Below are 22,519 nucleotides of genomic sequence, written 5' to 3'. Positions count from 1 at the left end.
CATACTTTTCGACGTTACGCGTTGTTGTTTGTCCGCCGTGGCTCTTCGGGTTGTGCGGCGCTTTGCGAGGTTCTGAGTTTGACAAAAATAATTCGACGGCTGGCCTGTGCGACCCTGGTCGCAGTGCTCGCCGCGTGTGGCTCCGCACCTGTCGGACCGGGGTTTTATCGTGTGGAACGGGGCGATACGCTGTCCAAGATAGCGCGCGCGAACCGGACATCGGTACAGAATATTTCGCGCTGGAACAATCTCACCGACCCGAACGCAATTGAAGTCGATCAGGTGTTGCGCGTGGCGCCGCCGGCGGGAACGGCTCTCGCGTCTTCGCCGTCTTCGCCGTCTTCGCCGTCTTCGTCCGCGCCGGCCCGTACTGGCGGCGGCACGAGTTCTGCGGACACGGCGCCCGCCGTTTCAGGCGGCGCGGTCAAACCGGCCACCAGCATTTCGCTGATCTGGCCGGTACAAGGCGCCGTGATCCGCGGTTTCGACGGCAAGACTTCAAAGGGTATCGATATTGGCGGCACGCCGGGCACGCAGATCGTGGCAGCGGCTGCCGGATCGGTGGTTTATGCAGGAAACGGCTTGCGTGGTTACGGCAACCTGCTGATCGTGAAGCACAACGCCGACTACCTAACCGCCTACGCGCATAACCGCGTGCTGCTCGTGAAGGAAGGCCAGCAAGTTACGCAAGGCCAGCCCATTGCAGAGATGGGCGACAGCGACACGAACCGCGTGATGCTGCACTTCGAATTGCGCTACAAGGGCAGTTCGATCGATCCGTCGCGCTATCTGCCGCCTCGATGAGTCCATCGCGCAAAAACGCGCTCGGATAGGTTCAATCAGTTACAGGGAAGAATCGATGAAAGAGAACGTCCGCGCTTCGGCGCTTGAAAAACTGGCCGCAATGGCTGTTGTGCTGGTAGCCGCAGCCGCGCTGACAGGCTGCGCAAACACAGCAAAACGGACCTATTTGCCAACTGGCGACACGGGGTTCGCCATCAACTGCAGCGGCGGTGACGCCAGCACAAGCTGGGCCGAATGCTATAAAAAGGCCGGAGAAATCTGCGGATCGTATGGCTACGACGTTGTGTCGAAGGACGTGGACAACGGAGCAACCTCGGGCGGATCGGTTGCCGGAATTTTTGGCGCGAACGTCAAGAACCGGTCGATGGTGATTCGCTGTAAGCAGTAGTATTCGCGCGGCTGGCAACAGCTTGATTTTTCAGGGCGTCGCCAAGGCGCCTGCCTTGATTCCGCACGTCCGGGACATGCAAGGAGCCGATCAGCCGTGCTCCGCGCCACCGTCCTGACAACGGGTCGATGTGCGACGCGAACACCAGCAGCGAAATCATCGCAAGCGGGCAGACTGCAAGAAAGATCCACAGCGCGGTCATGATCAAAGATAGTTTTAGCCGGAGAGAAATTCGATCATACCGGTGCAGCAAGAATTTCGCATGACGCCCGGTAATACCATATATCGATCGTAACAATTACGTGCCGTGGCCTTCGTTGCCGTGGCCGATTGTTCGTCAAGTATTTGGCATCCGCACATTGGGTTACGCGTTGATACAAGTGATCGCAATCCGGCAAATTGTTGCGCCCTAGAATGTTCTTAGCCCGCGCCTCTCTGCGCGAACAGGTCCCGCGGGTTAGAAACGCCGATGTGCCCGCATCGGCGTTTCGCCTTCTTGTTGAATCCCTCCTGCCGTGACCGCGAGACACGCCGCGCCATGCAAAAAGGCCGTTTTGACTCTCGTCAGAACGGCCTTTTGTTTTGATCGACTGGTTTAATGCGCCGCGTGATCGTGATCGTGCTTATGCGCGCCCGGATCCTCAGCCGCCTGGCACGCCGGACATATACCCTTTAGCTCGATATCGTCGCCCGCCAGCTTGTATCCACTTGCCTCGACCTGCGACAGCAGACTCTGGCGCAGCTGCTTTTGCTGCTGCAATTCGGTCACGCGCCCACACTGCTGGCAAACAACCAAAACGCCGTGCTGGCAATGCGTCAGGTCGTGGCAGACCGTGAACGCGTTGATGGATTCGATCCGATGAATCAACCCCGCCGACAGCAGGAAATCCAGCGCCCGATAAACCGTCGGTGGCGATGCATTGGGGTGCATGGCGCGCATTTCGTCGAGCAGCGTGTAAGCCTTGGTCGCGCGGCCGGACGTAAGCAGCAGTTCCAGCACCGTGCGGCGGATGGGCGTGAGCTTTTGCCCGCGCTCGCGACAGTAGTCGTCGGCCATGGTAACTGCGGCCTGAAGCGCGTCGGCGGACGAGTGGTCGTGAGACTGGGCGGCGTTGGCGGGCGTGTTCATGAGCAAATTATACGCTGCCGCGGCGTTCGGGCAGGCAACCGGCGCGCCGCATGCAGACGATCATTGCGGCTGCGCGGACGGGGCTGGCTTGGCCGGAATGATAGTCATGTCGGGCGGGGTGGTATCCGTTGGAACGCCTTTGTAGTCAGGCGGATCCTGCGGTATCACTCGATGCGGCGTTGAATCGGCACATGCGGAAAGGAGCACGGAACAGGCAAACAGAACGGCGAAGCGCGGCATGGACGGCCCGGAAAGATTTCGTTGAATTGAGGATGAAGCAGGAAGATTAAACGATATCGGGAATTGCAACCGGATGCGACGGCCCAAAAGAGCAACCAAACCGCGCCAGAAATGACAAAGGGGTCGCGAGTTGAACTCGTGACCCCTTCATGTGTAACGTGGTCGGAGCGAAAGGATTCGAACCTTCGACCCTCTGATCCCAAATCAGATGCGCTACCAGGCTGCGCTACGCTCCGACAAGAGCGAGACTATAGCGTGTACTGGATACCGGCGCAATCGAAAACGCTCAAAGCCCCCAAAAAGGAGATATCCGATGAACCTTATTCTCTGGCGTCACGCCGAAGCCGAGGACCAGGCCGCAAGCGACCTCGCGCGCCAGTTGACCGGACGCGGCGTCAAACAGGCGCAAGCGGCGGCGAAATGGCTGAAAAGCCGTATCGATGACGATGCGCTCTTTCTCGTCAGTCCCGCCGCGCGCACCATCCAGACAGTGGAAACCTTCGGCGACCGGTATCAGGTGCTGAAGGAAATCGCGCCGGGCGCCTCGGCGCAGGCCGTGCTCGATGCCGCGCAGTGGCCGAAAGGCGTAGCAGAAACGGTCGTGATCGTCGGGCATCAGCCGACGCTCGGACACGTCGCGGCTTGGCTCATGACCGGGCAGGAAGCCGGCTGGACCATCAAGAAAGCGGGCATCTGGTGGTTCCAGGGACGTTCACGCGCGGGCGACGACCAGATCGTATTGCGCGCCGTCACCGGCCCCGACCTGCTTTAAACCCGGCCGCCGGTTCGCATCGACAAGGGAGACAAACCACGCACTTCATTGAATCGTCACCGTGATGCCATGCGAGCGTCATTCGGGAAACTTACATTGTCGGCTATCGGTAATACGTCAGCCAAATCCACCTGGGGATTGTCAATGCAGGAATCGACGATGCACGCTTTCGTGAACCCATCGAATGGTGTAGGCGGCTCCGACCGCTTGCCCCGTGCGGCCGAAACGGTGACGGCGCAGCACAGGCTGCGGGTATCGTGGGCGCATTCCGAAGCCGAACTCCGCGAGGCCCAGCGACTGCGCTACCGTGTGTTTGCCGACGAAATGGGCGCCCAGTTGAAAGGTCCGGCGGGCCTCGACGTCGATGCATTCGACGCCTTCTGCGACCACCTTCTGGTCCGCGACCTGGACACGCTGAAGGTCGTCGGCACGTACCGCGTGTTGCCCCCGCATCAGGCCGCACGCGCAGGCCGCCTCTACGCCGAGAGTGAATTCGATGTCTCGCGCCTGGCCCATCTGCGCCCGAAACTCGTCGAAGTCGGCCGCTCGTGCGTGCATGCCGATTACCGCAGCGGCGCGGTCATCATGTCGTTATGGGGCGGGCTCGCCGCGTACATGAAGCAGAACGGCTACGAGACCATGCTGGGCTGCGCGAGCGTATCGATGGCCGATGGCGGCCACTACGCCGCCGATCTTTTCGATGGAATGGAGAAGGACGCGTTGACGGCGCTCGAATACCGCGCGTTCGCGCACACGCCGCTGCCAGTGCAGGAATTGCGCACGGGCGCGAAGGTCGCGCCGCCGCCGCTGGTCAAAGGCTATTTGCGCCTTGGCGCGAAGATTTGTGGCGCACCGGCCTGGGACCCGGATTTCAACACGGCCGATTTCCTGACCTTGCTGCGCCTGTGCGATATCAACGAACGGTACGCGCGGCATTTCATGGCTGACTGACCGCTGCGCACCTCCGGAATCAAACCCCCGTATAAACCACCCGATACGGCTTGCCGATCTTCTCCCACTCGGCCGCCTCCTGCACGAGGCTATAGTCGGTCAGCGGGTTCAGCGAGACCCAGTCGTTGGGCAGCTTTACGTCGAAACCGCCGTTTGTTGCCGTGACCTCGATGGCCGGCAAGCCCACGTCGGCTCGTCTCCTGCACAGCAACGCCGCGAGCCGCAGGCAAAACAGCAGCGTCCAGTCGACATCGCGCGCGTGCGACAGCTTGCCGAGCTTGCCAACATGTCCCAGCACCAGACCCGCCAGGCGCGCCTGATCGGTACGTGAAAATCCGGGCATATCGGCGTGACTCGCGATATACGCCGAATGCTTGTGATAGGCGCTATGCGAAATCGAAAGACCGATCTCGTGCAGCGCGGCGGCCCAGCCGAGGAACATCTTGTTCTCGATACGGCGTTCGGCGTCGGCGGAAGATTCGCCTGCCTCGAGCTGCTCGTAGAAGCTGATCGCCAGCTCCGCGATGCGCTCCGATTGCGCGCCATCGACCGCGTAACGACGTTTGAACCCTTCCACCGTCACGGTACGCATGTCCTGATGCTGCGTGCGTCCAAGCAAGTCGTAAAGCACGCCGAGACGCAACGCGCCGTCGGTGGTATCGACGTAATCGATGCCCAGTTCCTCGAACACGCCCAGCATGATCGACAAGCCGCCGGCAAGCACCGGAATGCGGTCGGCCTTCAGCGCAATGAGCTTCAGCCGGTTCACGTTCTCGGCCTTGATCAACGCCTTCTTCAACCGCTCAAGGCCGCCGCGCGAGATGCCGTGAGTGATGCCGGGATCGTTGAAACCATTGGCTTCGATCAACTCGGCAAGCGCCCGCGCCGTGCCCGATGAACCGATCGCCTGGTCCCAGCCGGTCTGCTTGTATTCGCTGGAGATGATTTCAATTTCACGCTTGGCGGCAAGTTCGGCCTGGCGCATGGAGTATTCATCGACGTTGCCGGCGGCGAAGAATTGCCGGCTATGGCTCACGCAGCCTATATAAAGGCTTTCCATATGAATGGGCGTGTAATGCGAGCCGATGATGAACTCCGTCGAACCGCCGCCAATATCCACTACAAGCCGTTTGCCGGCGCTCGCGGGCACGGAGTGTGCGGCGCCTGCATAGATCAGGCGCGCTTCCTCGCGCCCGGCAATCACTTCGATGGGAAACCCAAGTGCGTTCTGCGCCTCGGCAAGAAACTCCTCGGCGTTCTTGGCTACGCGCAGCGCGTTGGTTGCAACGGCGCGCACGTGATCGGGATGAAAGTCGCGCAGCCGTTCGCCAAAACGTTTCAGCGCGTCCCAGCCGCGCAGTTGCGAGGCGCGATCGAGATATTTGTCGCGTGACAGGCCGGCCGCGAGACGCACGGGTTCGCGCAGTGCGTCGACCTGATAGATCGGGCTGCCCGACGGCGTTTCTTCAACGCGTCCGACGATCAGCCTGAAGCTGTTCGATCCAAGATCTACGGCTGCCAAAAGATGAGGTGAGTTGACCATCGATTTTTTAGGTTCCGTAGGGTTGTTCCTGCATTCGCTTGCAAGTCCGGGCGCGCAAACAATGTGCATGCGTTCCGCAGCGCGCCAATTTTAATTCCAAGCGGACCGGCGTGCTGGTCTGGCGAAAAGCAAATGAAACAAACAAAGAGGATAAATCGATTTTGAGGCGTGTCCGGGCGAATATCGCCAGGGTCGACCTTACGCGTGCCCTGCGTTAAATTCGTGACATTACGATTTCACGAAAACGTCATCATATTGTGATTCATTCCGGGCGATCCTTGCACATTCTGTTTTTCTGAGCGCTTTTAATACCGATGTCCAACCGCTATCCCATTCTGAACCGCGAACTGGGCATTCTGGGCTTCAACGAACGCGTATTGTCGCAAGCCGCCGATACCGCCGTCCCCCTGCTCGAACGACTCCGTTTCATCTGCATCACCAGCAGCAATCTCGATGAGTTTTTCGAAGTCCGCATGGCCGGCATGCAGGAGCAGATGCGCGACAACCCCGGCTCGCTTTCGCCCGATGGCATGTCGCTGCAGCACGTGTATGACCTCGTGGTCGAGCGTGCGCACAGGCTGGTGCATCAGCAGTACGCAATGCTGCAGGACAGCGTTTATCCCGCGCTCGAAAGCGAGGGCATCTATTTTCATGGCGTCGAGTCCTGGACCGAAGCACAGACCGACTGGGCGCGCGACTATTTTCATAACGAGTTGCTGCCGGTGCTGACGCCAATCGGGCTCGATCCCGCGCATCCGTTTCCACGCGTGCTGAACAAGAGCCTGAACTTTGTCATCGAACTGGAAGGCAAGGACGCGTTCGGACGCCAGGCGGTGATGGGTATCGTGCAGGCGCCGCGCGCCCTGCCCCGGCTCGTGCGCATGCCTGAGGCGCTGTCGGGATATCCGCACGGGTTCGTGCTGCTGAGCTCGTTGATGCAGCGCTTCGTGGACCAGCTGTTTCCGCATCTGGTCGTGCGCAGTTGCAACCAGTTTCGCATCACGCGCAATAGCGAATTGTTCGTCGATGAAGACGAAATCACCAACCTTCGCGTCGCGCTGCAAGGTGAATTGCCGGCGCGGCATCTGGGCAATGCGGTGCGCCTGGAAGTGTCGGCGGAAACGCCGCCGCATATGATTCGCAGGCTCCTGGACGAGAGCGAGCTGAATGACCGCGATTGTTATCGCGTGAGCGGGCCGGTGAACCTCGTGCGTTTGATGCAGTTGCCCGAGATGGTCGATCGTCCCGACCTCAAGTTCGTGCCGCATATTCCCGCTGTACCGAGCGTGATCGCAAACGCGTCCAACCTCTTCGATGTCATCGATAAAGGCGATGTGCTTCTGCATCATCCCTACGAGAGCTTCCAGCCCGTCCTGGAGTTATTGCTTCAGGCCGCAAAGGACCCGCAAGTCGTCGCGATCAAGCAGACGATCTATCGCACGGGAACGGATTCACCGTTGATGGACGCGCTGATGCAAGCGGCGCGCAACGGCAAGGAAGTGACTGTGGTGGTCGAGCTGCTTGCGCGCTTCGACGAAGAGACGAACATCAACTGGGCCTCGCAACTCGAGGCCGTCGGCGCGCATGTGGTCTATGGGGTGGTCGGCCATAAATGCCACGCGAAGATGATGCTGATCGTGCGGCGCGTACTGCAGAACGGCAAGATGATGCTCAGGCGTTATGCGCATCTTGGTACCGGGAACTATCACCCACGCACCGCGCGCCTTTATACCGATTTCGGCATGATGACGTCGAATCAGGAAGTCTGCGAAGACGTGCATCACGTGTTCCAGCAACTCACGGGCATTGGCGGCGAGCTGCGTCTGCATCAACTTTGGCAAGCGCCGTTCACGCTGCATCCGAACCTCATGGAAGCGATTCGCGTTGAAGCCGAAAACGCACGTGCCGGCAGGAAGGCGCGGATTGTCGCCAAGATGAACGCGCTGCTCGAACCCACCGTGATCGCCGCTTTATACGAAGCCTCGCAAGCGGGCGTGAAGATCGACTTGATCGTGCGCGGCGTGTGTGCGCTGAAACCGGGCGTGGAAGACTTATCCGAGAACATTACCGTGCGCTCGATTGTCGGGCGTTTTCTCGAGCATCACCGCATCTTTTATTTCTACGCGGGCGGCAAGGAGAATGTCTATTTGTCGAGCGCCGACTGGATGGATCGCAACTTCTTCAGGCGTGTGGAAGTGGCGTTTCCCGTGAACGACCGGCGCCTGAAACGGCGAGTCATTGCGGAAGGTTTGTCAGCCTTTCTCGGCGATAACCAGTCCGCGTGGCTCATGCAAAGCGATGGACATTATCGGCGGCGGCGGCCGGGCAAATCCATGCGCAACGCGCAACTTGGTTTGCTGACGAAGTTCTGCTCCTGACCGGTTCAGGCCGCGATCGACTTCCTCAGCGACGTACGCGCGGCCGGAAACTTCACCAGGAACGTGCTGCCACGCCCTTCCTCGCTTTTGATCTCCAGGTCTGCGTGGTGGCGCTGCAATACGTGCTTGACGATCGCAAGACCAAGACCGGTACCGCCGGTATCGCGCGACCGGCTTCTATCCACGCGATAAAACCGCTCGGTCAAACGCGGAATATGTTCGGCCGGTATGCCAAGTCCGCTGTCACGCACCGAAAACACCGCGCGGTCACGCACGCGTTGCCACGTGACATCGATGGTGCCGCCATCCGGGGTGTATCGAATTGCGTTCGTCACCAGATTGGCGAGCGCACTGACAATCTCCGTTTCGGAACCGGACACGGTCAGCGCTTCATCGACGTTGAACGTGATCCTGTGCCGGCCGCTCGATAAATTCTCGGCGTCTTCTTCAAGGTGACGCAGTACGGCGCGCATATCTAGCACGTCGTCGCTGGGCGGTTTGCCATCGCCTTCTAGATTCGCGAGCACCAGCAGATCGCGCACGATGTTCTGCATCCGCGCCGATTGCTGCTCCATCATTTCCAGATACCGCGCGCGGTCCGCTTCGTTGAGAGGAATCTCCCGCATGGTTTCGAGAAAGCCCGACAACACGGTCAATGGCGTCTTCAACTCATGCGAAACGTTCGCGACGAAATCGCGCCGCATGGAGTCCGTTCTTTCAAGCTCGGTGATGTCCTGCGTGAGAATCAGCTTCCGATTTTCACCGTAAGGGAATATCTGCACCGACAAAACATGCTGCCGGTTCAAACCCATTCCGCGCATGACCAGCACTTCTTCGTAATGCTGCGAAGCCAGATACCGGACAAAATCGGGCTGACGTACAAGGTGGGTTATATGCTGGCGCAGGTCGCGTTTTGCATCGAGTCCGAAATGCGTTTCAGCGATGGCATTGCACCATTCGATCTGATCGGTATCGTCGAGCATGGCCACGCCATTTGGCGAAGCCTGAATGCCCTGGATAAAGCGCGAATGCTGCTGCTCGACCTGACGCACTTGCGCGTGCCAGCGCTTCGCAAGCTTATGCAGACGATAATAGATCTCGCCCCATACGCCCGGCGCGCTTGGCACTTCCCCATAAACAGGCGCGTCCAGCAGGCGCCAGAGGCGTTGCGTATGGAAGGTGGTGAACAAGGCTTGCAGGACGAGCATGACGAGCGCAAAACATAACGCGATGCGCAAACCAAACAGCGCACCAACGATCACGCTCAATATCGCGAGTAGCGCGAGGGACACGAGTGACCGCGTCCAGATGATATTCATGAGTTAGCGGATCGAGATTATTGCCACGCGAGCCCACGACCCCTATTGGTCGCGGGTTTCATGCACTACACGAGCGCGCGGATCAAGCGCTCTTGGCCAGCCTGTAGCCGCTGCCACGAACTGTTTCAATCATAGCATCGCAGCCGGCGGGCTTTAAAGCCGCCCGCAAACGCTTGATATGCACGTCCACCGTCCGTTCTTCCACGAACACGTGATCGCCCCATACCTGATCGAGCAATTGCGTACGGCTGTGCACGCGTTCCGGGTGCGTCATGAAAAAATGCAGCAAACGGAACTCGGTCGGACCGAGGTCGAGCTTGATATCGTCGGGATGGCCGTTCGCGTGCGCTGCCACCCGATGCGTCGCAGGATCGAGCCGCAAGCCGTTGATGGCCACCACGTCTTCCGTCAGTTGTGGCGCACGCCGGCGCAACACCGCCTTGATCCGCGCCATCAGCTCTTTGGGAGAAAACGGTTTGGTCACGTAATCGTCCGCGCCGATTTCGAGTCCGAGCACTTTGTCCTGCTCGTCGCCGCGGGCGGTGAGCATGATGATCGGGATGTGCTTCGTGCGTTCATTGCCGCGTAATTCCCGAGCAAAGGCGATGCCGGATTTACCCGGCAACATCCAGTCGAGAAGCACCAGGTCCGGCAATACGTCGCTGATCAGGTTTTGCGCCTGTTCCGCGTTATAAGCACGAATGGGGCAATGGCCCGCGTGTTGCAGATTCACCGAAATCAATTCGGAAATCGCGGGTTCGTCTTCTATAACGAGAATGCTGCTGGGCATCGGCACCTCTGTAACCTTCTTCGCGTAAGTTGATTAACGGCTGTAGGGACTAACTGAAAACTTCAGCTCAGTGCTTCGCGCTCAAGCTGATCGCGCGACACATGGCGGACATCCGTACCCTTCACAATGTAAATAATGAATTCGGCAATGTTCTTCGCGTGATCGCCAATTCGTTCGACCGCTTTTGCGATGAACAAATAGTCGAGTCCCGCTGAAATCATGCGCGGATCTTCCATCATGTATGTCACGAGCTTGCGCACGAATGCGCGGAATTCTTCGTCGATGGCTTTATCGTCGCGCACGATCTGAGCTGCGGCAACCGTATCGAGGCGCGCAAATGCATCGAGCGCACGGCGCAAGATGGACACCGCCATTTCACCCGACAACTTGATTTCCGCAATATTGACGTTGCGGCCCATGCCGTCTTCGTTGATCCGCTTCACACGCTTGGCGATTTTCTCGGCTTCGTCGCCGGCGCGTTCGAGGTTCGTGATCGTCTTCGATATCGCCATCAGCAAACGCAGGTCACGCGCAGCCGGCTGACGGCGCGCGATGATATTGCTGCATTCCTCGTCGATCTCGACTTCCATGGTGTTCAGGCGCTGCTCGGCGAGAATCACCTTGTCGGCAATATCGATGTCGAACGCATTCAGCGCCTGCATGGCGTTGATGATTTGCGACTCGACCAAGCCGCCCATTTCCAGCACCTTCGACGAAACCGCGTTCAGATCGGCATCGAATTGGCTCGACAAATGTTTATCGGACATATGTGCTCCTGAAGTCCTTTTTTAGCCCGTTATGCATTCAACCAAAACGGCCGGTGATGTAGTCTTCCGTTTCCTTGCGGGACGGCTTGATAAAGATCTTTTCCGTATCGCCGAATTCGATCAATTCGCCCAGATACATATAAGCAGTGTAGTCCGAACAACGCGCCGCCTGCTGCATGTTGTGCGTGACGATAACCACCGTATAGTCATTCTTCAATTCGGCAATCAGTTCTTCGATCCGGCCCGTGGAAATGGGATCGAGCGCCGAGCACGGTTCGTCGAGGAGGAGCACTTCCGGACGGATCGCAATGCCACGCGCGATGCAAAGCCGCTGCTGCTGGCCGCCCGACAAGCCGTATCCGCTTTGCTGCAGCTTGTCCTTCACCTCGTTCCACAACGCCGCTTTCGTCAGCGCCCATTCAACGCGGTCGTCCATCTCCGAGCGCGACAGTTGCTCGAACATCTTCACGCCGAACGCGATGTTGTCGTAGATCGACATGGGAAACGGCGTTGGCTTCTGGAACACCATGCCCACGCGGGCGCGCAACAGCGAGATATCGCGGCGGGTATCGAGCAGATTGTTGCCGTCCATCAGGATCTCGCCTTCCGCGCGCTGCTCCGGATAAAGCGCATACATCTTGTTGAACGTGCGCAGCAACGTGGATTTACCGCAACCCGAGGGTCCGATAAACGCCGTCACCTTATGCTCGGGAATGCGCAAGTTGATGTTCTTCAACGCATGAAACTTGTTGTAGAAGAAGTTGAGGTTGTTCACCTCGATCTTCGGTTTCATCGATCCAACGGGGGGCGCGTGGTGCGTCGGCTTGAAGCTGCCGGGCACGGCGCCGCGTTCTACTGGGTTCGTGTTCATATCGGTGGCCGGATTAGCGTTCCGGGTGCTCACATCGCTTGCGACTGTGTTCATGGAAGGGTTTCCGCCTTATTTTTTCGAGAAGATCGTGCGTGCGAGGATGTTCAGACCGAGCACGCCGAGCGTGATCAGGAACACACCGGCCCACGCAAGCGCTTGCCATTGGGGGAAGGGGCTCATCGCAAACTTGTAGATGGTGACCGGCAAGTTGGCGACGGGCTGGCTCATGTCCCACGAGAAGAACTGGTTCGACAAAGCCGTGAACAAGAGCGGCGCGGTTTCGCCGGTGATGCGTGCAACCGCGAGCAAAACGCCCGTCACGATGCCGCTCACCGAAGCCTTAAGCGTGATCGATGTCACCATCTTCCACTTTGGCGTTCCGAGTGCGAAGGCCGCTTCGCGCAGCGCGTTCGGCACGAGCCGCAGCATGTTCTCGGTCGTACGGATCACGATAGGAATCTGCAGCAGCGCCAGCGCGATCACGCCCGCCCAGCCGCTGAACCGCCCCGAGTGCGCCACTACGATCGCGTACACAAACAAGCCAATCACAATCGATGGCGCCGACAACAGGATGTCGTTGATAAAGCGCGTCACGCTCGCAAGCCAGCGCTTGTCACCATATTCCGCGAGATAGACGCCCGCCAAAACGCCCAGCGGCGTACCGATAAACGTTGCAAGCACCACCAGCATCAGGCTGCCGACGATCGCGTTCAACAAACCGCCGCCATCCGTATTCGGCGGCGGCGTGTTCTGCGTGAACAGTTCCACCGACAAACCGCCCACGCCCAACTTCACCGTGGTGAAAAGAATCCATACGAGCCACAGCAAGCCGAACGCCATGGCTGCCAGCGACAACACCAGCGCAACCACGTTCTTGCCGCGGCGGCGGCGCTGCAGCTTGATTCGCGTGGCGGCTTCGCGCTCCGGATTGCCGGAGCCGGGGAATTGCATCGTGGGCTGGCTCATTTTCCGCCCTCCCCTTTTTCCAGGCGAAGCAGCATCAGTTTGGACAGCGACAACACGATGAACGTGATCAGGAACAGGATCAGCCCGAGTTCCATCAACGCCGATGTATGCAGGCCAGGACTTGCTTCGGCGAATTCGTTTGCAAGCGCCGACGTAATGCTGTTGCCCGGTGAAAACAGCGAGACGTTATCGAGCAGATTCGTATTGCCGATCACGAATGTCACCGCCATCGTCTCGCCGAGCGCGCGGCCGAGGCCGAGCATCACGCCGCCGATCACACCGGTCCGCGTGAACGGCAACACGATTTTCCACATCACTTCCCAGGTCGTGCAGCCGATGCCATACGCCGACTCCTTGAGCAGCACGGGCGTCACTTCGAACACATCGCGCATCACCGCCGCGATGTACGGAATGATCATGATCGCGAGAATTACGCCGGCGCACAAAATGCCGATGCCAATCGGCGGCCCCTGAAAGAAGCGGCCGATCAGCCAAACGTCGCCGAGCAGATGGCCAAGTGGCTTCTCGAAGTACGTTGCGAAGATGGGCGAGAACACGAGCAAGCCCCACATGCCATACACAATCGACGGAATCGCCGCGAGCAACTCGATGGCAACTCCGAGCGGCCGGCGCAGCCACGCGGGCGCGAGCTCGGTCAAAAACAGCGCAATGCCGAAGCTCACCGGCACGGCGATGATCAACGCAATGACTGATGTAGCGATGGTGCCGTAGATAGGCACGAGCGCGCCGAAGCTATCCGCTTGCGGATCCCACTCGGAACGCCAAAGAAAACTGAGACCAAATTTTTGCAGCGTAGGCAGCGAAGCCACCACCAGCGACACGATAATGCCGCCCAGCAGCAACAGCGTGACCACTGCGGCAAGCCTGGTCAGGCTGCCGAAAACGATATCACCGAATTGTCCCGGAGCACGCTGGGCGCGGCTTGCGGGCGGAGTCGATGCGAGGTTGATGTCCGACATGGGAGCCTTCGGAAGGACCGCGCGGCGGGTGCCGCGCGGCGTTACGGACTAAAAAGCCAGAACGTGTTGCTTAACTCTCAATGCAAATCTGCTTTGTGAGACTTACTGCACGACTGCCTTGCCCGACGCGTCCTTCACCTTCGCCTTCCATTGCGTTTCGATTTCGGCGGTCACCGAATCAGGCAGCGGAATGTAGTCGAGGTCATTTGCAGCTTGCGTACCGTTCTTGAACGCCCAGCCGAAGAACTTCAGCGTTTCCGCGCCTTGCGCTTCCTTTTCCTGCGTCGTGTGCAGCAACACGAACGTGGCGCCGACGATCGGCCAAGCATCTTTGCCTGGCTCGTTCGTCAGGATCTGGTAGAACGACTTCGACCAGTCTGCGCTTGCTGCTGCTGCCTTGAACGTCTCCGTCTTCGGCTCGACCACGGCGCCCGCCGCGTTCTTCAAGTCGACGTACGTCATCTTGTTTTGTTTAGCGTACGCCCATTCCACATAACCGATAGCACCCGGCAGACGCTGAACGAACGCGGCCACGCCGTCGTTGCCCTTGCCGCCCGTGCCCGTCGGCCAGTTGACCGTCGAACCTTCGCCTACCTTGCTCTTCCACTCGGCGTTCACCTTGGACAAATAGTTCGTCCAGATGAAGCTCGTGCCCGAACCGTCAGCGCGACGCACGACAGCAATGTCGGTATCCGGCAGCTTGACCTTCGGGTTCAATGCGGCGATCGCCGGGTCGTTCCACTTCTTGATCTTGCCGAGATAGATGTCGCCGAGCACTTCACCCGACAACGTTAGTTCGCCCGGTTTGATGCCCGGAACGTTGATCGTCGGAACCACGCCGCCAACCACTGTCGGAAACTGGAAAAGCCCCTGCTTTGCCAGTTCGTCGTCCTTCAGGGGTGCGTCCGAGCCAGCAAAATCCACCGTCTTCGCGATGATTTGCTTGATGCCGCCCGACGAACCGATGCCTTGATAGTTGACCTTGCCGCCGCCCGACTTCTGGTACGTATCGGCCCATTTCGTGTAAATCGGTGCTGCGAAGGTGCTGCCCGCGCCGGTGATGTCGGCGGCCTGCGCCGACATGGCAAACATTGCGCCGACGATGCCTGCGAGCGCGGTGTGCATCAATTTCATGTGATCTCCAGGGTTGTGAGCAAGTGGCTCGACACCGCGAAGGATAGGGTCTCTATGTGACAGTTCGATGACGAATGATGAAGCCAGCGTGACAACGTGCTTACGGGTTGAAAGTTTGCCTTCTGGTCCGCGATGCACACGTTTGCTCGACTTTTCGGCGGCCGCATAAAAAAATGCCACGGGTTATTTGCCCGAGGCATTTCTGTTCGATGCAGACGCTTCCAGGAGAATCAGGTCGTTGCTTCCTTGACGACCTTCGCAATGTTTTCCGCGTGTCTGACGGCCTCCGTTTGCGACGCCGCTTCGACCATCACGCGCAGCACCGGCTCGGTTCCGGATGCGCGGATCAGCACGCGTCCCTTCGATTCGAGTTCACGCTCGGCCTGGGCGATAGCATGCTTGATCGTGTCGCTGCCCTTCCAGTCCGCCCCCGGACTCATGCGCACATTGATCAGCTTCTGCGGGAACAGGTTGACGCCTTCCAGCAGCTCGGCGAGCGTCCGGCCGCTGCGTTTGACCGCTGCAAGCACAAGTAGCGCGGAAACGATGCCATCGCCCGTCGAATGCCGGTCCAGCGACAAGATGTGGCCCGAACCTTCGGCGCCCAGCATCCAGTTGTTCTCGCGCAGCTTCTCCAGGACGTAACGGTCGCCCACGGCTGCACGGACAAACGGCACGCCGGCCTGCTTCAGCGCCACTTCCACCGCCATGTTCGTCATCAACGTGCCGACGGCGCCATCGATCTTTCCATCGGTCGCAATCCGGTCGTTGACCAGCACGTAGAGCAGCTCGTCGCCGTTGTAGAGACGGCCGGAGGCATCGACGACCTGCAGACGGTCCGCGTCGCCATCGAGCGCAATACCGATATGCGCCTGATGTTCCTTCACCGCCTTGACCAGCGCGTCGGGGGCCGTTGCACCCACGCCGTCGTTGATATTGAAGCCGTTCGGCGACACGCCGATAGTCACGACTTCCGCGCCCAGCTCGTGGAAGACTTGCGGCGCGACGTCGTATGCGGCGCCATGCGCGCAGTCGACCACCAGTTTCAGACCGTGCAGATCGAAACTCGCCGGAAAAGTACTCTTGCAAAATTCGATGTAGCGGCCACGCGCATCGTCCAGCCGGCGGGCTTTGCCAAGCAGCTCCGAAGGCGCGCAGGACAGGGGTTCGTCGAGCTGCGCCTCGATCTGCAACTCGACTTCGTCGGGGAGTTTGTTGCCATCGGCGGAGAAAAACTTGATGCCGTTGTCGTAGTACGGGTTATGCGAGGCGCTGATCACCACGCCCGCCGCCAGGCGCAACGCGCGCGTCAGGTATGCGACGCCCGGTGTGGGGATCGGACCGGCCAGCATGACATCGACGCCCGCCGCCGAAAACCCCGACTCCAGCGCTGCTTCGAGCATGTAGCCGGAAACCCGCGTGTCCTTGCCGATCAACACCGTTGGACGGTTGCCGCGTTGCGCCCACTGGTCCGCGCCCGCCAGCACCTTGCCTGCGGCATAGCCAAGTCGCAGTACGAAATCAGGCGTGATCGGGGATTCACCAACCTTGCCGCGAATGCCATCGGTTCCAAAATATCGACGTGCCATTTTTTTGTTCGTATCCTCGCGCGTACGCGCTTCATCTATTTGTGTGTTGATTACTGCACCCGCGCGCAATGTCTATGCCCTCGCGCCTCGGCCTTACTGCGAACGCTCGGCGGCGTCCCGGACGGCTTGCCAGACCTTCAGCGCGTCCGCGGTCGCCGCGACATCGTGCACGCGGATGATTGACGCACCCCGTTCCGCAGCACATATCGCCGCTGCCACGCTCGCTGCTATACGCTCGGACGGCTGCGTTCGACCTGTAACGGCGCCGAGCATCGACTTGCGCGACATTCCGGCCAGCAGCGGGACATTCAGATTCGCAGGTTTCGTACTGGCAAGACGAGCCAACAAGTCGTAATTATGAACCGTCACGGACTTGCCGAAGCCGAATCCGGGATCAAGACAAATCCGATTTTGCGAGATCCCGGTTTTCGTCAACGTGCGAACACGCTCATCGAAGAATTCGCGCACTTCCGCTACAACGTCGCGGTAGACGGGCTCATGCTTTTGCATGGTTTCCGGCTCGCCAAGCATGTGCATCAAGCAAAGACCGCAGACGCTGTCCTTGACGGCATCGATCGCGCCTTCGCGGCGAAATCCCCAGATATCGTTGACCATGTCCGCGCCGGCACTCACGGCCGCGCGCATGACGTCGGGTTTGTAGGTATCGACGGAAAGCGGCACGCCAGCCGAGCGCAAGGCCTCGATCACCGGAATCACGCGTTCCAGTTCCTCGGCCAGCGGCACGGGCGGCGCGCCCGGGCGCGTGGATTCGCCACCAATATCGATGATGTCCGCTCCATCACGGATCATCGCCTCTGCCTGAACGAGCGCGGCGTCGCGTGCGACGAAGCGGCCGCCGTCCGAAAACGAATCTGGCGTGACGTTCAGGATGCCCATGATCAGCGGACGCTCGAAGGTGAGCGTGAATCGGCCGCACTGAAGGGCGTCGGCGACGGTTTGCATGATGTGGCTGTGATGAAAATGCGCTAGAAACGAAAAAGGGCCGGTGTGAACATCACACCAGCCCTTCGAGACTACCTTGGGTTCACATCAGGCAGAAGCAGGCGCCGTTGTGTTACCCGGCTTGACTTCCGCACCGGTATTACCACCACCGGCAGACGGATCGCTCGAAGGCGGCGGCAGGTTCTTCGGCGGACGCGGCGGACGACCGCCCATGATGTCGCCGATCTGCTCTGCGTCGATGGTTTCCCATTCCAGCAGCGCCTTCGTCATGGCTTCGACCTTGTCGCGGTTGTCTTCCAGCAGCTTGCGGGCGAGGCCGTATTGATCGTCGAGAATCCGGCGAATTTCAGCATCGACCTTTTGCTGCGTAGCTTCGGATACCGTCTTCGACGCCATCTTGCCGAACATGCCGTCCTGCTCGGTATCGACATACACCATCGTGCCGAGCACATCCGACATACCGTAGCGCGTCACCATGTCACGTGCCATCTTGGTAGCGCGCTCGAAGTCGTTCGAAGCACCCGTGGACATGGAGTTCAGGAACACCTCTTCCGCTGCACGGCCGCCGAACAAAATAGCGATTTCCTCAAGCATCTTGTCGCGATACAGATTCACGCGATCATGTTCCGGCAACTGCCACGTGATGCCCAATGCCCAGCCACGCGGCATGATGGAAACCTTGTGAACCGGATCTGCGTGAGGCAGCAGCTTAGCCACCACCGCATGACCTGACTCGTGATAAGCCGTATTGCGACGCTCTTCTTCGCGCATCACAGCCGACTTCCGCTCCGGACCCATGAAAATCTTGTCCTTTGCGTCCTCAAAATCCGCCATCTCGACAATTCGCTTGCCGCGGCGTGCCGCGAACAGCGCGGCTTCGTTCACGAGATTCGCCAAGTCAGCGCCCGAGAAGCCCGGTGTGCCACGTGCGATAACAGAAGCATCGACGTCGTTCGAGATAGGCACCTTGCGCAGGTGAACCTTCATGATGTGTTCGCGGCCACGAATGTCCGGCAGACCCACATAAACCTGGCGGTCGAAACGGCCCGGACGCAGCAACGCCTTATCCAGCACGTCCGAGCGGTTGGTCGCAGCGATCACGATCACGCCGGAATTCGCTTCGAAGCCGTCCATTTCCACGAGCATCTGGTTCAGCGTCTGTTCGCGTTCGTCGTTACCACCACCCATGCCGGCGCCACGATGGCGGCCCACAGCATCGATTTCGTCGATAAACACGATACAAGGCGCATGCTTCTTAGCCTGCTCGAACATGTCGCGCACCCGTGCGGCGCCAACACCAACGAACATTTCAACGAAGTCAGAACCCGAGATGCTGAAGAACGGTACCTTGGCCTCGCCTGCAATAGCGCGCGCCAGCAACGTTTTACCCGTACCCGGAGGGCCGACCAGCAGCACGCCACGCGGAATCCGCCCGCCGAGCTTCTGGAATTTTTGAGGATCACGCAGGAAGTCGACAAGCTCGGAGACTTCTTCCTTCGCTTCATCACAACCTGCGACATCGGTGAAATTGATTGCGTTGTTGTTCTCGTCGATCAGCCGCGCTCGCGACTTGCCAAACGAAAACGCCCCACCTTTCCCGCCGCCCTGCATCTGCCGCATCATGAAGAACCAGAAACCGATGATCAGGATCGTCGGTCCGAGGTAATACAGCGCGGAGACGAGCGCGTTCGGTTCGTCATCGGCCTTGCCGCTGACCTGAACGCCGTACTTCATCAGATCGCCGACCATCCAGATGTCGCCGGGCGATACGATCTGGTATTTCTGACCGTCTGCGGGAGTGACGGTGAGATTACGGCCCTGCACGGTAACGGTCTTGACCTTACCGGTCTTCGCGTCGTCCATGAACTGCGAATACGACACACCTTCCTGGACGCGGGGCTTGTCGAACTGCTTGAACACCGTGAACAGCACCAGTGCGATAACCAGCCACACTGCTGCCTTAGAGAACATATTGTTGTTCAAAGCACCACTCCTTCACTCATAGACGGGCGCCTACATTCGCCTTGCGGCACCACGAAAGCATTCTAATCCAGACCGCAAACCCCTGCTATAGCCTTTAACTAGCGTGAGGATAGTGACCCGGATCCGATTTTTGGACATTTTTGGCAAAACGCTCACCAGAACAGCCAATACTGAAAGGCGTTTTGCCAGCAGCTCTCAATCACGACGCTTGAGCTGCCTGCCCAAAATAAACGTTTCGGACGATTTATCGCGCGACGCCTTGGGCTTGCGCGGCGCAACGATTTTGAATTGATGCTTGAACTTTTCTACTATCTGACTATAACCGCTGCCGTGAAAACATTTAACCAGCAGAGCGCCATCCGGTTTCAGGTGATTCTGCGAAAACTCCAGCGCCAGATCACACAAATGCTCCATTCGGGCGGCATCCGCACTCGCAACACCTGAGAGGTTGGGGGCCATGTCCGAGATTACAAGATCGACCTGATGATCTCCGACCAATTCTTTCAGCTGGTCCAATACCGAGTCTTCCCGGAAGTCGCCCTGGAAGAACGTCACGTCGGCGATCGGTTCCATCGGCAGGATGTCGAGCGCAATTATCTTGCCATCTATCCCGCCTTCGCGTGTGTCGCCGCGGTTCGCCCCCTTCGCCAGCTTGTTGCGCACGTACTGGCTCCAGCTGCCCGGAGTCGAACCCAGATCGACAATGATCTGCCCCGGCTTGATCAACTTGTCCTGCTCGTCGATCTCCTTCAGCTTGTACGCGGCGCGCGCCCGATACCCCTCGCGCTGGGCGAGTTTCACGTACGGGTCGTTGATGTGGTCATGCAGCCACGAATAGTTGAAGCGGTTTTTTGCCATTAAGAATGAACTCTTGCTGCGTGAAGCTGTGCTTTTAGCGGATAATACGCGTCTAATTCGGGCTGCTGCTCAAATTTGAAGCAGCCTTTGTCGATGTGGACAGCCGGTTTTTGGCGCCGTTATGCCCTGTGTCTGCTCACGGTAGTCGCCGGATATCGCAAAGCCAGTAAGGCATTGCCGCAGACCCGGCATGCGCGGCACCCCAGCTCCGGCGATTAAAGATTCGTTAAAATCAAGTCCGTTTGCTCGCCGCACCGCCGCGCGCCGTCCGTCATGTTCCCGAGCAAGGCGTCTCGCCCTGCCCGTCTTTGTTTTGCAATCGCGACCGTTCAGCCGCTTTTACGCTACGGCGCCCCTCATTTTAGTCGAGTCCGTTACTTCTCATGTCAGCTCTCAAACTTTCTCCTGCCCAACGCGCCGACCTGCGCTCCCAGGCTCATGCGCTCAAGCCCGTTGTACTCATTGGCGGCGAAGGGCTGACCGAAGCCGTACTGGCCGAAATCGAAGTCCATCTCGGCGCGCACCAGCTCATCAAGATCCGTGTTTTCGGCGACGACCGGGAAGCCCGTGTTGCCGCCTACGCCGAGATCTGCGACCGTCTGGGTGCGGCGCCGGTTCAGCAGATCGGCAAGTTGCTCGTGATCTGGCGCCCGGAAGACGACGCCGCGCCCGCACGTAAAGCCGGCACGGCAGGCGTTCGGGGCGCAAATCGCGTCGCGCCGCCGAGCGCCGGTGAAGCCGCCGACGCGTCGACGAAAGGCCGCGCTCCGCGCGTGGTAAAGGTCGTTAAGATCACGCGCGACGCTCCCGTGGTCCGCAAGCCAAAGAAGCAGAAACTGCTCGTTCGCGGCAACGAACGCGTGACCGCAGGCGGAAACGTAAAACGGGCGAAGAAACGCCTGCCGAGCTCCAAGCGTCACCATCAGTCGTCGAAGTAAGCCGTTGTTCCGGGCTCGCCCGGACAGCAAAAAGCCGGTTCGATCCGATCATCCCGGACCCACCGGCTTTTTTTAACCGCGTGCGCGACGTGCTGCGACGCTGGCCGTCTTTCCCTTCGGAACTGCGGTTTGCGCGGGGAACCGTCCCGGCGGCAAACGCCAGAACAGCACCAGCCCCAACACGCTCTCGACCAGATAAAACGCGCTCGATACCCCGTGCAGCATGCCAAACCGGCTTGCATAGGGTGATTGCGCCAGTTCCATCCCGCCTTCTTGCGCGGCGACCCGCAAGGCGTTCATGAACGGCTGCAGCGCAAAATATCCGATCAGCACGCACAAAAGCATGCCGGCGATCACCCAGCGCGTACGTTTGTAGTCGTCGAAACCGGTACGCACCTGGCGATTTGCCGTGACCAGCAGCACCAGCGCGCACACAACGCCCAGCATGCCCTCGATGCGAAACAACTGCGCGGCGACCGATCCTGCAGAGGTCCGGTCGAGCATGCTGAACAGCACGGGTGCGGCAATATAGCCCAGGGTCAGCACGCTGCCGACCCAGATCATTGCGACGATCCGAAAGAATCGATGAGCCATCAGACGTACTTGACCGCGATGACTTCGTACTCGCGCGCGCCGCTCGGTGCCTGCACGGACGCGACATCACCCTCCGTCTTGCCGATCAACGCGCGCGCAATGGGCGAGCTGATCGAAACAAGGCCGTGGTCGATGTCAGCCTCGTCGTCACCGACGATCTGATACGTCACGATATTCCCCGAGTCCAGATCTTCCAGCTCGACAGTTGCGCCGAAGATCACGCGGCCGTCGGCTTCCACCTCGGTCGGATCGATGACTTGCGCGCCCGCCAGCTTCGACTCCAGTTCGGCAATCCGGCCTTCGATAAAGCCCTGCTTCTCCTTGGCCGCGTCGTATTCCGCGTTTTCCGACAGGTCGCCCTGCGCGCGCGCTTCGGCGATCGAGTTGACAACCGCCGGGCGTTCTACGGATTTCAAATGTTGCAATTCGTCACGCAGCAACGCTGCGCCACGTTTAGTCAAAGGAACTGTGCTCATAACCAACTCATTACGCAAAAATGCAGACGTAAAAAAATTACCGCGGTTAAGTGCATCTCCCGGTAAAAATGGGAGACGCCGCTTAA

The 22,519-nt window shown here is 59.3% G+C and carries 22 protein-coding genes and 1 tRNA gene; 7 read left to right on the top strand and 16 right to left on the bottom strand.

Features of this window, described 5'->3' with window-relative positions; translation table 11 throughout:
- The first annotated feature begins 87 nt into the window (after positions 1–87).
- Both HB633_RS15405 and HB633_RS15400 read left to right on the top strand, forming a co-directional pair.
- Complete coding sequence (locus HB633_RS15405; protein ID WP_213779093.1) at positions 88–804, top strand: peptidoglycan DD-metalloendopeptidase family protein; 717 nt, start codon at positions 88–90, stop codon at positions 802–804.
- 55 nt (positions 805–859) lie between these two features.
- Entirely contained in the window at positions 860–1,192 is a 333-nt protein-coding gene (locus HB633_RS15400) for a hypothetical protein (RefSeq protein ID WP_213778924.1), read from the top strand.
- 595 nt (positions 1,193–1,787) lie between these two features.
- Here the strand turns inward: HB633_RS15400 and HB633_RS15395 are convergent.
- Complete coding sequence (locus HB633_RS15395) at positions 1,788–2,321, bottom strand: Fur family transcriptional regulator (protein ID WP_213778923.1); 534 nt, start codon at positions 2,319–2,321, stop codon at positions 1,788–1,790.
- Here HB633_RS15395 and HB633_RS31130 point away from each other — a divergent pair.
- Positions 2,320–2,466: a hypothetical protein gene (locus HB633_RS31130; RefSeq protein WP_213778922.1), complete on the top strand. Its 147-nt coding sequence runs from the start codon at positions 2,320–2,322 to the stop codon at positions 2,464–2,466. The genes HB633_RS15395 and HB633_RS31130 overlap by 2 nt on opposite strands.
- A gap of 254 nt (positions 2,467–2,720) precedes the next feature.
- Here HB633_RS31130 and HB633_RS15385 read toward each other — a convergent pair.
- Positions 2,721–2,797, bottom strand: a tRNA-Pro gene (locus tag HB633_RS15385).
- Between the two features lie 77 nt (positions 2,798–2,874).
- Between HB633_RS15385 and sixA the strand changes: the two genes are divergently transcribed.
- Entirely contained in the window at positions 2,875–3,333 is a 459-nt protein-coding gene (sixA, locus tag HB633_RS15380) for a phosphohistidine phosphatase SixA (RefSeq protein ID WP_213778921.1), read from the top strand.
- A 159-nt stretch (positions 3,334–3,492) separates the two neighbouring features.
- On the top strand, positions 3,493–4,284 hold the full coding sequence (locus HB633_RS15375; RefSeq protein WP_213778920.1) for a GNAT family N-acyltransferase: 792 nt from the start codon (positions 3,493–3,495) through the stop codon (positions 4,282–4,284).
- Positions 4,285–4,303: 19 nt separating this feature from the next.
- Here HB633_RS15375 and ppx read toward each other — a convergent pair whose 3' ends face one another.
- Entirely contained in the window at positions 4,304–5,827 is a 1,524-nt protein-coding gene (gene ppx / locus HB633_RS15370) for an exopolyphosphatase (protein ID WP_213778919.1), read from the bottom strand.
- Between the two features lie 314 nt (positions 5,828–6,141).
- On the opposite strand from ppx, the gene ppk1 reads away from it, so the two are divergent.
- Positions 6,142–8,205, top strand: a complete 2,064-nt coding sequence (gene ppk1 / locus HB633_RS15365; protein ID WP_213778918.1) for a polyphosphate kinase 1 — start codon at positions 6,142–6,144, stop codon at positions 8,203–8,205.
- A gap of 5 nt (positions 8,206–8,210) precedes the next feature.
- On the opposite strand, the gene phoR is transcribed toward ppk1, so the two are convergent.
- From phoR to HB633_RS15310, 11 genes are all read right to left on the bottom strand, one after another.
- Positions 8,211–9,524: a phosphate regulon sensor histidine kinase PhoR gene (gene phoR / locus HB633_RS15360; RefSeq protein WP_213778917.1), complete on the bottom strand. Its 1,314-nt coding sequence runs from the start codon at positions 9,522–9,524 to the stop codon at positions 8,211–8,213.
- An 82-nt stretch (positions 9,525–9,606) separates the two neighbouring features.
- Positions 9,607–10,314, bottom strand: coding sequence for a phosphate regulon transcriptional regulator PhoB (phoB, locus tag HB633_RS15355; RefSeq protein ID WP_056354212.1), 708 nt, complete (start codon positions 10,312–10,314; stop codon positions 9,607–9,609).
- Positions 10,315–10,376: 62 nt separating this feature from the next.
- Positions 10,377–11,081, bottom strand: coding sequence for a phosphate signaling complex protein PhoU (phoU, locus tag HB633_RS15350; protein ID WP_213778916.1), 705 nt, complete (start codon positions 11,079–11,081; stop codon positions 10,377–10,379).
- Between the two features lie 37 nt (positions 11,082–11,118).
- Positions 11,119–11,874 (bottom strand): phosphate ABC transporter ATP-binding protein PstB, encoded by a 756-nt coding sequence (gene pstB, locus HB633_RS15345; protein WP_172811968.1) that lies wholly within the window; start codon positions 11,872–11,874, stop codon positions 11,119–11,121.
- Between the two features lie 147 nt (positions 11,875–12,021).
- The gene (pstA, locus tag HB633_RS15340; RefSeq protein ID WP_213778915.1) at positions 12,022–12,918 is read right to left on the bottom strand and encodes a phosphate ABC transporter permease PstA; all 897 of its coding nucleotides are present in this window, start codon (positions 12,916–12,918) and stop codon (positions 12,022–12,024) included.
- A complete protein-coding gene (gene pstC, locus HB633_RS15335; protein ID WP_213778914.1) occupies positions 12,915–13,898 on the bottom strand; it encodes a phosphate ABC transporter permease PstC in 984 nt (327 codons plus the stop codon). Before pstC ends, pstA begins: the two co-directional genes overlap by 4 nt.
- Positions 13,899–14,000: 102 nt before the next feature.
- The gene (gene pstS / locus HB633_RS15330; RefSeq protein WP_213778913.1) at positions 14,001–15,032 is read right to left on the bottom strand and encodes a phosphate ABC transporter substrate-binding protein PstS; all 1,032 of its coding nucleotides are present in this window, start codon (positions 15,030–15,032) and stop codon (positions 14,001–14,003) included.
- 230 nt (positions 15,033–15,262) lie between these two features.
- Entirely contained in the window at positions 15,263–16,621 is a 1,359-nt protein-coding gene (glmM, locus tag HB633_RS15325; RefSeq protein WP_213778912.1) for a phosphoglucosamine mutase, read from the bottom strand.
- Positions 16,622–16,714: 93 nt separating this feature from the next.
- A complete protein-coding gene (gene folP, locus HB633_RS15320; protein ID WP_213778911.1) occupies positions 16,715–17,584 on the bottom strand; it encodes a dihydropteroate synthase in 870 nt (289 codons plus the stop codon).
- 87 nt (positions 17,585–17,671) lie between these two features.
- Entirely contained in the window at positions 17,672–19,567 is a 1,896-nt protein-coding gene (gene ftsH / locus HB633_RS15315) for an ATP-dependent zinc metalloprotease FtsH (protein WP_213778910.1), read from the bottom strand.
- 195 nt (positions 19,568–19,762) lie between these two features.
- A complete protein-coding gene (locus HB633_RS15310) occupies positions 19,763–20,425 on the bottom strand; it encodes an RlmE family RNA methyltransferase (RefSeq protein WP_213778909.1) in 663 nt (220 codons plus the stop codon).
- 383 nt (positions 20,426–20,808) lie between these two features.
- On the opposite strand from HB633_RS15310, the gene HB633_RS15305 reads away from it, so the two are divergent.
- Complete coding sequence (locus tag HB633_RS15305) at positions 20,809–21,363, top strand: YhbY family RNA-binding protein (RefSeq protein WP_213778908.1); 555 nt, start codon at positions 20,809–20,811, stop codon at positions 21,361–21,363.
- 72 nt (positions 21,364–21,435) lie between these two features.
- On the opposite strand, the gene HB633_RS15300 is transcribed toward HB633_RS15305, so the two are convergent.
- Together HB633_RS15300 and greA are read right to left on the bottom strand one after the other, a co-directional pair.
- On the bottom strand, positions 21,436–21,957 hold the full coding sequence (locus tag HB633_RS15300) for a DUF4149 domain-containing protein (protein WP_213778907.1): 522 nt from the start codon (positions 21,955–21,957) through the stop codon (positions 21,436–21,438).
- Positions 21,957–22,433, bottom strand: a complete 477-nt coding sequence (gene greA, locus HB633_RS15295) for a transcription elongation factor GreA (protein ID WP_213778906.1) — start codon at positions 22,431–22,433, stop codon at positions 21,957–21,959. Before greA ends, HB633_RS15300 begins: the two co-directional genes overlap by 1 nt.
- Positions 22,434–22,519: the final 86 nt, after the last annotated feature.

The sequence above is a fragment of the Caballeronia sp. dw_276 genome (assembly GCF_018449635.1).
Taxonomy (GTDB): Bacteria; Pseudomonadota; Gammaproteobacteria; order Burkholderiales; family Burkholderiaceae; genus Caballeronia.
The sequence above is the reverse complement of the archived record's forward strand: the minus strand, read 5'-3'. Positions and strand labels throughout refer to the sequence as shown.